Origin of the sequence: Streptomyces albus subsp. chlorinus (genome assembly GCF_013302895.1) — a bacterium.
GTDB classification, from domain to species: domain Bacteria; phylum Actinomycetota; class Actinomycetes; order Streptomycetales; family Streptomycetaceae; genus Streptomyces; species Streptomyces chlorinus.
In genome coordinates, this window is the sequence record NZ_VJOK01000001.1 from 3,452,859 (window position 1) to 3,464,024 (window position 11,166).

Consider the following 11,166-nt stretch of genomic DNA (forward strand, 5'->3'; position numbering starts at 1 on the left):
CGTCTCGATCCGCGCGTTCCCGGCGACGGCCCGCACCACCGGGGTGAGCGCCCACATGGCGACCGGCGCGAGCAGCAGGGCGACGGCCGTGCCCAGCGCGAGTCCGCCGACGACGTCGGTGGGGTAGTGCACGCCCATGTAGACGCGGCAGAAGCCCTCCAGCACGGCCAGGGCGATCGCCACCAGGCCGGGCTTGCGCTGGACCATGAAGATGCCGACGGCGATGGCCATGGTGAGCGTGGCGTGGTCGCTCACGAACGAGAAGTCGGTCTTGCCCTGGACCAGGACCTCCACGCCCTTGTGGTCCACGAAGGGGCGCGGCCGCTCGACGAAGCCGCGGATGGGGATGTTGACGGCCAGTGCGACGAGGGCCGCCAGCGGGGCCCAGACGAGCCCGGCGAAGCCGCTCAGCGCCTCGTCCCGGCTCTCGCGCCTGCGGGTGACTCCCCACCAGGCCCACAGGGCCAGGAGGACGAGCCCCACGGCGATGCCGTACTCGCCGACGTACTCCATGATCCGGTCGGCCCAGGTCGGCGCGTCCTTGGCCAGGCCGTTGATGTCATAGAGCAGTTCGACATCAGGGTTGTCCCAGAGTGCCATCGCGGTGCGGCCCCTCACTTCGGCTGTGTGCTCATCGCTGGATCTGCGCTGACGACCCCCCGTGGTCGCGGTGCGGAAGTTCCATTCCGCAGGGAAAAACGCGCTGCGGCAGGTGAAGCGTTCCGTTCTTACCGAACGATCACCAGGACGTTACCCAAGGGTGACCCATAGACGCAGCTCAGGGCCTATGCCTCACGGATTGTTGACGCAACCCTCGCCCTGCGCGCACAAACCAGGACGCTGGGTGTGCACCCGTGCCACGTGTCCGCGCCGCGCCGTCCGGCCGGCGGCCCCGTCACCGCCGGCCCCTGCGCCGACGGCTACTTCGCCGTCGGCCGGGTCGCCCCGAAGTAGTCCGGGGTGTCGATCGGGTCGTACCTGATCTTCGCTCCGGTGTAGGGGGCGTTGATCATCTTGCCACCCCCGACGTAGATGCCGACGTGGTGGATGGAGCGCGAGTTGGTGAGATCGTTGGCGAAGAAGACCAGATCCCCGGGGAGCAGCTCGCTCCGCTTGGGGTGCGGGCCGGTGTTGTACTGGTCGTTGGCGACCCGGGGCAGCTCGATGCCGACCCTCTTGTACGCCGCCTTCGTCAGCCCCGAGCAGTCGAACCGCCCGCCCTGCTCCGGCGTACCGTTGCCGCCCCACAGATACGGCGTGCCCAGCTTGCTCTGCGCGAAGCTGATGGCCCCCGCGCCCTGCTTGGTGGGGCTGAGCCGGCCGGTGGGCGCGGCGAAGCTCTTCTCCATCTTGCGGATGGTGGCCACGTAGTTCTTCGTCTCGCTGTACGGCGGCACCCCGCCGTACTTGATGACCGCGTACGGCCCCGCGTTGTAGGCGGCGAGCATGTTGTCCGTGATGTCGCCCGAGGCGCCCTTGACGTTCTCGGCCAGCTTGCAGTCGTACCTGGCCGCCGAGGGGATCGCGTCCTCGGGGTCCATCACGTTCTTCTTGCCGTCACCGTTGGCGTCCAGGCCGTGGGTGGCCCAGGTGCCGGGGATGAACTGGGCGATGCCCTGCGCGTTGGCCGGGCTCTGCGCGTGGGGGTTCCAGCCGCTCTCCTGGTTGAGCTGGGCCGCCAGGATCGCCGGGTTGAGGGCCTTGCACGCGTTGCCCCACTTCTTGACGAGCGACGCGTAGGCCGCCGGGACGGAACCCTCCGCGAGCCCCACCACGCCGCCCGCGCCTCCCAGCAGGCCGGCGGAGGCCACATAGGTGCCTACCACGAGCAGCGCGACGAACAGCGAGAGCACCCCTGCTCCGCCGCCGATCGCCAGCAGCCACACTTTTCTACGGCGCACGCCCCAACCCTCCCCCAGGGGTCACCAGTTCACCACGCGACAACAAGTCACATCATTCCAGGACGAGCGCCGGAGCGGAACGGTGGACAGAGGGCGCGGAGGTGAACGCGTCGCACGCCCCGCCCCCGAACGACACCAGTGGGCGCGTCAACGGCGCACGGAGGGACGCCACCCCGCCTCCGTGCCGCCCCCCCCGGTGCAGAGGCCGGCACCGGTGCAGATGCCGGCGTGGCTGCCTCGTCGGTGCAGACGTGGGCGCCTTGTCGGTACAGGTGCCACTCCGGCCAACCGCGCCATCCCCGCCACTCCCGTACCGCTCGGCGTACCGCTCCCGACCGCGCCGTACGGCCACCGCGGAGAACCGTTAGTCCCTCCGCTCGGTAAAAGGCCTCCAACCGGGCGCACTTCGGGCAAGCGCGGCACTCCCCGTGTCACCGGACCATGGCACAATCCGTCTGAGACAAACCCGAAACGAGGCGGTGAGTTCTCCATGTTCTTGGCGGCTGACAAAGGCGATATCACCACCATCATCGGCGGGATCGCTCCGGACTGGGGGCCGTTCGGCTCGCTCGGTCACGAGGCGCGCGTGATGATCGAGGTCATCATGGCGGTGGCCATCCTGCTCTGCCTCGGCATCGCCATCTGGGGCGCGGCCAAGCAGCGGATCGGCGCGACCGCGCTGCGGGACACCTTCAGCGCGGAGCAGGGCAAGGGTTTGATCGTCGCGGGACTGACCGGCGTGTTCATCATCGGCTCTCTCGGCACCCTCTTCACCATCGTGTACGGCATGGCGGTCTAGCAGCCGCCCGGCCGCCCGTCCCGCGCACGGCGCGCCCGTCCCCCGAGGAGCCCCATGGCCATCGTGAACCCCGCCCTCGACGACTACCTGCTGGCGCACTGCACGCCCGCCGACGACCTCCTCCGCGACCTGGTCGAGGAGACCCACGCACTCGTCCCGGGCACGACGATGCAGATCACGCACGACGAGGGCGAGTTCCTCACGATGCTCGTACGGCTGACGGGCGCGACCACCGCCGTCGAGGTCGGGGTATTCACCGGCTACTCCTCGATCTGCATCGCCCGCGGGCTGCCCGAGAACGGCCGCCTGATCGCCTGCGACGTCTCCGAGGAGTGGACCGCCGTCGCCCGGCGCTACTGGGAGCGCGCCGGCCTCACCGACCGCATCGACCTGCGCCTCGCCCCCGCCGCCGAGACACTGCGGGCGCTTCCCCGGGAGCCGTTCGTGGACTTCGCGTTCATCGACGCGGACAAGGTCGGCTACCCCACGTACTACGAGGAACTGGTGACCCGGCTGCGGCCCGGCGGGCTCATCGCCCTGGACAACGTCCTGCGGACGGGCCGCGTGGTGGACCCGGAGGCGCAGGATCCGGCGGACGTCGCCATCCGCCGGATCAACGACACCGTCACCGCGGACGAACGCGTCCAGTCCGTCATGCTGCCGCTGCGCGACGGCGTGACACTGGCCCGCAAGCTCCCGTAACCACCGCACCCCGGGAGAGGTCCGGCCCGCACTCCCCCCGGCTCTCATCAGGCGTCGCGCGCACGCGAAGGCCGACGTCGCCTGCCGCCCGACAGCCCCGCGTCGACGTGCTCGGCGACCGGGAGCTGCTGGACCCGTGGCTGGAGGCGACCCGCTTCGGCTGAGCGCGGGCACCCCCGTCACCCCTTGCCCTGGCCGAACGGATCGACCTCGGTCAGCAGCTTGTCGATGCGGGCCTTGTCGACCCGGCTGGTCACCTCCGACGCCTCCTGCCGGTCCCGTACACACTTGGCCAGCGTGAACGCGGAGGAGACCACGAAGACGAGCCCGAGCCCGAGGAACGCGCGCTCCCACTGCCCCACCGGCAGCCGCACGATGCCGACGAGCAGCGCGAACAGGGACACCCCGAAGGCGATGGCGGACTGCACGAAGAACGCCGTGGTGGTGGGGCGTTGCACGGAAGGAGTCACCTCAGTCATGGCGCGAGCTTCCCGCACCCACGCGGCTCGCGCATGGGTACACATACTCAAACCGCGACAGACCGCCCTGAGCAGGGGGGCGCACCAGGATCATGTTCGAAATGCTGCCGTCCACCCCGCTTGCACACGGCACATGCGCGCCGGGACACCGCTACCGTCATCTGAGGGGACAATGCAGTGACGGCAGTTGAGCGACGAAGGTCGAGGGGGCCAGCCCGGCATGAACATCGGCGGCGACGAGTACGACGGGCGTACTCGCACGAGCGACAGCGCGCCCGGCGCGCCAGAGGGCAGCCCGGCCACCACTCGAACACGCCTGCCGGGCAGCGAGATCGGCGGCAGCGGCGGCCGTCCGCCCACCCGGCCCGGCCGCAGCATGGTCACGGTCGTCGCGGTGGTCGTCCTCCTGATCGCCGCCATCGCCTTCGCCAACCGCGGCGGAGAGGACGGCGGCTCCGACGGCGACAGCCCGGCCGCCGGCAGCCGCGACAACGGCTCCAGGACCCAGCCCACCGCCCCCTCAGGTGAAAAACCTGTGAAGACCGGCCCCGGCGCCATCCCCTCCGGCTTCCCCCACACCAGGGAGGGGGCCCAGAGCGCGGCGGCGAACTATGTGGTCGCGCTCGGCGGTGACGGCATGTTCTCGGCCGCGGAGCGGAAGACCATCATCGACGCCGTCTACGCACCCGGCGTGGCGGACGAACGTCAGGCCGAGCTGGACAAGACCTACGGCAGCCGGAAGTTCCTCGGGAAGGTGGGACTTGACGAAGAGGGCAAAGCCCCCAAGGGGACGGCCTTCGTCTCCCGCGCGACACCCGTCGGAGCCAAGGTGATCAAGTACGACGAGAACAAGGCCAAGGTCGCCGTCTGGTACTCGTCGCTCTTCGGTCTGGCCGGGGAAGGGTCCAAACGGCCCGTCAGCGAGAGCTGGTACACCAATACCTTCGACATGACCTGGTCGGACGGCGACTGGAAGGTCACCGGCCTCAAGCAGAAGGACGGCCCCACGCCGATCGGCAAGGACCAAGCGGCCTCGCCGGCTGAGGAGATGGCTGACGCAGTGGATGGGTTCGGAGGGTTCACCTATGCCCGCTAATCGACGCCGTGCGGTCACCGTCGGGGCCGCCCTGGCCGGCGTGCAGACCATCGGAGTCCTGCTCGCCACCCGGGCATGGGCGGAGCCGGATGATGACTGTTCCAATGTTCCCGGACCCTCGCGAGAATTCTGCGACTCAGAGGGCGGTGGCGGCTCCGACAGCGCCCCCAGCGTCGCCACCGACCCCACCGACCCCCTTTCCTCCCTGGCCAAAGGCTGTGCCGAAGCGGCCAGTTGGACGGTGAACAAGCTGGCGAAGCTGGTGGACACCTCCACCAAGGTGGACTTCACGAACACGGAGTTCCTGCGGCAGTACGCCGTGGTGTTCGCCGCCTCGACGATCCTGACCCTCACGCTGTGGCTGCTGGCGGTGGCCAAGCGGGCGGTGCGCGGGGTGCCGTTCACGGAGGCGATCACCGAGGCGATCGGGTTCCTGTGGCTGACGGTGCTGGCCTCGGCGTTCACGCCGTTGATCCTCTACACGGTGGTCTCGGCCACCGACTCCGTCACCGACATCATCGCCTCGGGCACCTCCGACAAGACGGACAAGTTCTTCGGGACGTTCGCGGAGGCGCTGAAGAAGGGCGACGACATCGGCGGCGGCCCGATCATGCTGATCGTCGTCTCGCTGGTCTCCGTGCTGGCGGCGGGGGTGCTCTACCTCGAACTCGTGGTGCGGGCCGCACTGCTGTACGTCGGCGCGCTCCTGGGCACCGCCGTCTACGCCGGCCTCGTCGACAAGAACCTGTGGGGCCATGTCCGCCGCTGGGCGGGCATCATGATCGCTGTGATCCTTGTGAAGCCCGTGATCGTGATCGTGCTCGGTCTCGCGGGCGCGCTCGCCGGCGGGGACGGCCCGGACTCGGTCTCCGCCGTCGTCTCCGGGCTGGCCATCATCCTGCTGGCCATCTTCGCCAGCGCGATGATCTACCGCTTCGTCCCGGGGTTCGGCGACGACATCGCCAGCCACCGCAACGCCGTCCGCGCCTCGTCCCGCGGTGCCGCCGCCGTCGTCTCCTCGCCCGCCGCGCTGGTGCGCCAGGGCATCACCACGCACGGCGGACGCGGCGGCGGCCAGAGCCCCGCGGCCACGGCGTCCGCCACCGGCGGGGGCAAGCCCTCCGGTGCCGCTGTCACCGGCGGTGTGGCCGCCCACAGCGGCCGCTCGGGCGGCGGTGCCGCCCCCGACGAGGCGGTGCCCCGCCCGCCGTCCGCTCCGGCGGCTCCGGCCGCCACCACACCCCACTCGGCTCGCCCGCCCCGCCCGAGCGCCCCGGGCGGGACGAGCCGCGCGAACCCGTCCCGGCCCAGGCCCTCCGGAGGTGACCGCGGATGACCACTCCGTCCCACACCGCGGGGTCGGGCCTGCCGACCCAGCGCCGTACGTACATGATCGGCAAGGCCCGCCCGAACGCCATCGTCGGCAAGAACCGCGAGACGGGCGAGATCGCCCTCATCGTGGTGGGCGCGTTCCTCGGGATGATGAGCGGCCTGCTCATCCCCGTTCTCTCCCTCCGTATCCCTGCCCTCGTCGGCTTCCCGGCGCTCGCACTCGCCGCGGTGTACGTGCCGTACAAGGGCCGTACGTACTACAGGTGGTTCGAGATCAACCGTTCCTACAAGCGGCTGCTGCGCCGCGGTACGTCCTACCGTTCGGACGCCGTCGAGGCGGGCACGAAGCTCGACGGCCGTGAGGTGGAGGTCGGCCCGCCGCCCGGGGTGGGCCGTATCAACTGGCTGTCGGCCCCGTTCGGTCCGGACGAGATCGCCGTCCTGCTGCACGCCGACCGGCGGACCGTGACCGCCGCCATCGAGATCGAGGGCCCCGGCGTGGGCCTGCGCGACAGCGAGGACCAGGAGGCGCTGGTCGACCGGTTCGGCACCCTCCTCAAGCACGTGGCGAACGGCGACGGCTACGTCACCCGGCTCCAGATGCTGGCCCGCACCCTGCCCGCCGACCCCGACGCGCACGCCAAGGACGTCGCCCAGCGCGGCGACGAGCGCTCCGCGCCCTGGCTGCGCTCCTCCTACGACCAGCTGCTGTCAATGGTCTCCACCTCCAGCGAACAGCACCGCGCCTACCTGGTCGCCTGCATGCACTACACCCGCGAACTGGCCACCGAGGGCGCCACCATCGCCAAGGCGGCCCGGCACACCGCGGGCCGCAAGCTCTCCCGCGACGAGGGGCTGGCCATAGTGATGGCCCGCGAGCTGACCGACATCTGCGCCCGCCTCACCGAGGCCGACATCCGGGTCCGCCAGCCGCTGGGCCAGGCCCGGCTCGCCTCGCTCATCCACTCCATGTACGACCCGGACCACCCCATCGACCACATCCAGGCGATGTCCAAGCGCAACGCCTGGCCGGCCGAGCTGGACGCCATGGAGCCCACCTACCTCCAGGCGAAGACCCGCGAGTCGTCCACCCGCGCCCCCTGGTGCCACGCCACCGCGTGGGTCAAGGAGTGGCCGATGACGCCCGTCGGCGTCAACTTCCTCGCGCCGCTCCTCGTCCACACCCCGGACGTGATCCGCACGGTCGCCGTGGTGATGGATCTGGAGCCCACCGAGCTGGCCATCGAGCGGATGCTGACGGAGAAAACGAACGACGAGGCCGAGGCCAGCCGTTCGGCGAAGATGAACCGCACGGTGGACCCGCGGGACATCGCCGCGCACGGCCGCGTCGACCAGCGCGGCGAGGACCTGGCGTCGGGCGCGGCAGGCGTCAACCTCGTCGGCTACATCACCGTCTCCTCCCGCTCGCCGGAGGCACTGGCCCGCGACAAGCGGACCATCCGCGCCTCGGCGGGCAAGAGCTATCTGAAGCTGGAGTGGTGCGACCGCGAACACCACCGCGCCTTCGTCAACACCCTCCCCTTCGCCACCGGCATCCGGCGCTGAGGAGGCCCGCCCCCGCATGAGAGACAACCGCCTCGTCGCCGTACCGCCGCTCCACCCCCGCACCGCCGCTCCAGGCCGGAGGTAGCCAGCATGGCCGCGCTCGATCCCCTGACCGCCATCACCGAAGCGTTCACCAGCTTCCTGTTCGGCAAGACGGAGACGACCCGCCTGCCCGTCCGCACGTCCACGGGACAGGCCCAGGCCGTCTACCTGCCGACGGCCGCTCCCGGCCTCGGCGACTCCGGTGTCATCATCGGCCGCGAGGTCTACAGCGGGAAGGGCTACATCTACGACCCCTTCCAGCTCTACGGCCAGCAGCTGCCGGCGCCGCACTGGCTGGTGCTGGGCGAGTCCGGCAACGGCAAGTCCGCGCTGGAGAAGACGTACGTGCTGCGCCAGCTGAGGTTCCGGGACCGCCAGGTCGTGGTCCTGGACGCGCAGGGCGAGGACGGCGTCGGCGAGTGGAACCTCATCGCCGAGGAGATGGGCATAACCCCCATCCGGCTCGACCCCACCGCCGCCCTCGACCAGGGCATCCGCCTCAACCCGCTGGACCCGGCCATCACCACCACCGGCCAGCTCGCCCTGCTGCGCACCATCATCGAGGTGGCGATGGGCCACGGCCTGGACGAGCGCTCCGGCTTCGCCCTCAAGGTCGCCCACTCCTACGTCAACGCCACCACGAAGGACCGGCAGCCGCTCCTCACCGACATCGTCGAACAGCTGCGCCACCCCAAACCGGAGGCCGCCGAGGCGATGAACGTCGCCCTGGACGACGTCCGCGACTGGGGCCTGGACGTCGCCCTCGTCCTCGACCGCCTCGTCGACGGTGACCTGCGCGGCATGTTCGACGGGCCGACGACCGTCGGCATCGACCTGGACGCGCCGCTGATCGTCTTCGACCTCTCCCACATCGACCGCAACTCCATCGCCATGCCCATCCTGATGGCGATCGTCGGCGTCTGGCTGGAGCACACCTGGATCCGCCCCGACCGCCGCAAGCGGATCTTCCTCGTGGAAGAGGCCTGGCACATCATCAACAGCCCCTTCGTCGCCCAGCTGTTCCAGCGCCTGCTGAAGTTCGGCCGCCGCCTGGGCCTCTCCTTCGTCGCCGTCGTCCACCACCTCTCCGACGTCGTCGACGGCGCGGCGGCCCGCGAGGCCGCCGCCATCCTCAAGATGGCCTCCACCCGGACGATCTACGCCCAGAAAGCCGACGAGGCCCGCGCCACCGGCAAGGTCCTGGGCCTGCCCCGCTGGGCCGTCGAGATCATCCCCACCCTCTCGCCCGGTATCGCGGTCTGGGACGTCAACGGCAACGTCCAGGTCGTCAAACACCTCGTCACCGAGGCCGAACGCCCCCTCGTCTTCACCGACCGTGCCATGACGGAGAGTTCCTCGGACCGGGAGGCCGCCCTCTCCCCCTTCGACGCCACCCTCGACGCGGACCTCGAAGCCGAGACCGAGGCCCGCGCCATGGCGATGGAACGCTCCCCCTCCGGCCCCCCGTCCGGCTCCACCGTGGCGTGAACCGGCCGAAGGGGATCTTGCCGCAACCCCCGGCCCCCGCTTGAATGACGGTGCCGATGCCATACGACGACCGCGAGCACCGCCTCCGCCACCCGGGCCACGACCCGCACCGGCCGCGCCGCGCGGCCGGTGGGGGCGGCGGAGGCGTACCCGACGGTCTCCTGGTGGGCTCCCTCGCCTTCCTCCTGGGCCTCACCGTCTTCGTGTGGACGGCGACCGGCCTGGCCGGCCTCTTCGCCCACGGCGCCTGGCCGGAGGGCGTCACCTTCTCCCGCACCCCGCTGGCCGTCCGCGAGCTGGTCACCCAGCCGCACGACATCAAGGGCGCCTGGCCTGACACCCCACCCGGCCAACTGACGGGCTACGGCCTGTTCTGGGGCATCTTCCTCAGCCAGGTGATGGTGCTGGTGGTCCTCACCGTCTTCGTGATGGGCACGGTCGCCCGCGCCCGCGCGGTACGCAAGGCCCGGCGGCTGGCGCGCGGCCAGGGGCACGCCCCGCTCCACGACAGGCCGGCAACCCCGCCCACCCCGGAGAACCCCCACACCCTGAACACCCCGGACGCCCCGGACGCCCCGGACACAGCACAGCAGACGCTCCCGCCCCCGACCGCAGGTCCGTTCCCAGCCGCGGTACCACCCCCGGCAGCACCGGCACAGACACCGCAGATGCCGCAGACACCGCAGATGCCGCTGGCGAGGGGCCACGCCCCGCACGCGCCCTCCGAGTCGGCTCCTGTGCCGCCCTCCCCAGGCGCTTCCGGGGCATCGAAGACGGTGCCGACACCGTCACCGCAGTGGACTCGGCCCCCCACGGAACACCCGCCAGGTGAGACGGGAACGGTCCAGCCGCTGCCCATCGGCGTACCCCAGGCCGCCGCCGGGACGCCGCATGAGGACGACCCCGTCGCCCGGATCATCGAGGCCCCGGGCGCCGTCCTCGTCGCCTCCGCCGCCCCGGACCTGTGGGCCGCCACCAAGGCGGCACGCGCCAAGCTGGGCCCCGTCCACCTCTTCGACCCCACGCACGCCTGCGACACCCCCGACCGGCTGCGCTGGTCACCGCACCACGGCTGTGCGGACAGTCCGACGGCCGCCGCCCGCGCGAGCGCCCTCCTGGCCCCGCTGCGCTCCCCGCGCCCCATCGACGCGACGATCCACACCACCGCGGAAACCATGCTGCGCTGCTGGCTGCACGCCGCCGCCCTGGAGAAGCGCCCGTTCCGCGAGGTGCACCGCTGGTCCCTGGCGACGACTCAGACAGCCGACGCCGTACGCACACTCCGCACGCACCCCAAGGCCGCTGCTGGCGCCGCGGGTGAACTGGAATCGGTGCTCTCCGGCCACCCGCAGCTCCGCGCGGACGCGGTAGCACTGATCCGCCGCGCCCTGGCGCCGCTGGGGCAGCTGCATGTCCGCAACGCGTGTTCCGCCGAGCGGGCCGATCGGATCGCCCTGGAATCCTTCATCGCCGAAGCGGGCAGCCTCTACGTAGTGGGCGAGGATCCTGAGGTGCTTCCGCTCCTCAACGCGCTCACCCAGAGCGTGGTCGAGCACGGCCGCCGCATGGCCGCACGGTCATCTGACGGCCGGCTCGACCCACCACTGACGACGGTCCTGCTGCTGGACACCATGCGCTGACGGCGGTGCCGAGACTGCTGACGGTGCGGTGGCGACCTTCCTCCTGCGCGTGAGGAAGTCTTCCCGGCCCCCTCGAAGGGAACTCGAAAGGGGAGCCCGGAGGGGCCGAGAAAACCCGGCA

General features: G+C 71.0%; 10 protein-coding genes. 7 read left to right on the plus strand and 3 right to left on the minus strand.

Annotation, left to right across the window (positions count from 1 at the left end):
- Positions 1-600, minus strand: a 600-nt coding sequence (locus tag FM076_RS15400; protein WP_173871206.1) for a phosphatase PAP2 family protein, incomplete at its 3' end; no start/stop codon positions are given.
- Positions 601-920: 320 nt separating this feature from the next.
- On the minus strand, positions 921-1,901 hold the full coding sequence (locus tag FM076_RS15405; protein WP_345945028.1) for a bifunctional lytic transglycosylase/C40 family peptidase: 981 nt from the start codon (positions 1,899-1,901) through the stop codon (positions 921-923).
- Between the two features lie 490 nt (positions 1,902-2,391).
- On the opposite strand from FM076_RS15405, the gene FM076_RS15410 reads away from it, so the two are divergent.
- Together FM076_RS15410 and FM076_RS15415 are read left to right on the plus strand one after the other, a co-directional pair.
- A complete protein-coding gene (locus FM076_RS15410; protein WP_016472248.1) occupies positions 2,392-2,700 on the plus strand; it encodes a hypothetical protein in 309 nt (102 codons plus the stop codon).
- Between the two features lie 54 nt (positions 2,701-2,754).
- Complete coding sequence (locus FM076_RS15415) at positions 2,755-3,402, plus strand: O-methyltransferase (RefSeq protein ID WP_173871208.1); 648 nt, start codon at positions 2,755-2,757, stop codon at positions 3,400-3,402.
- Between the two features lie 179 nt (positions 3,403-3,581).
- On the opposite strand, the gene FM076_RS15420 is transcribed toward FM076_RS15415, so the two are convergent.
- Positions 3,582-3,881, minus strand: coding sequence for a YiaA/YiaB family inner membrane protein (locus FM076_RS15420; RefSeq protein ID WP_173871210.1), 300 nt, complete (start codon positions 3,879-3,881; stop codon positions 3,582-3,584).
- A gap of 220 nt (positions 3,882-4,101) precedes the next feature.
- Here FM076_RS15420 and FM076_RS15425 point away from each other — a divergent pair, with 220 nt between their 5' ends.
- The 5 genes from FM076_RS15425 (at position 4,102) to FM076_RS15445 (ending at position 11,045) form a co-directional block, all read left to right on the plus strand.
- Entirely contained in the window at positions 4,102-4,977 is an 876-nt protein-coding gene (locus tag FM076_RS15425; protein WP_173871212.1) for a hypothetical protein, read from the plus strand.
- Entirely contained in the window at positions 4,967-6,313 is a 1,347-nt protein-coding gene (locus FM076_RS15430; RefSeq protein WP_173871214.1) for a hypothetical protein, read from the plus strand. Before FM076_RS15425 ends, FM076_RS15430 begins: the two co-directional genes overlap by 11 nt.
- Positions 6,310-7,875, plus strand: a complete 1,566-nt coding sequence (locus tag FM076_RS15435; RefSeq protein ID WP_173871216.1) for an SCO6880 family protein — start codon at positions 6,310-6,312, stop codon at positions 7,873-7,875. The genes FM076_RS15430 and FM076_RS15435 overlap by 4 nt, the downstream gene beginning before the upstream one ends.
- A 90-nt stretch (positions 7,876-7,965) precedes the next feature.
- Positions 7,966-9,405, plus strand: coding sequence for an ATP-binding protein (locus tag FM076_RS15440; RefSeq protein ID WP_173871218.1), 1,440 nt, complete (start codon positions 7,966-7,968; stop codon positions 9,403-9,405).
- 56 nt (positions 9,406-9,461) lie between these two features.
- Positions 9,462-11,045 (plus strand): hypothetical protein, encoded by a 1,584-nt coding sequence (locus tag FM076_RS15445; RefSeq protein WP_173871220.1) that lies wholly within the window; start codon positions 9,462-9,464, stop codon positions 11,043-11,045.
- The last annotated feature ends 121 nt before the right edge of the window (positions 11,046-11,166 follow it).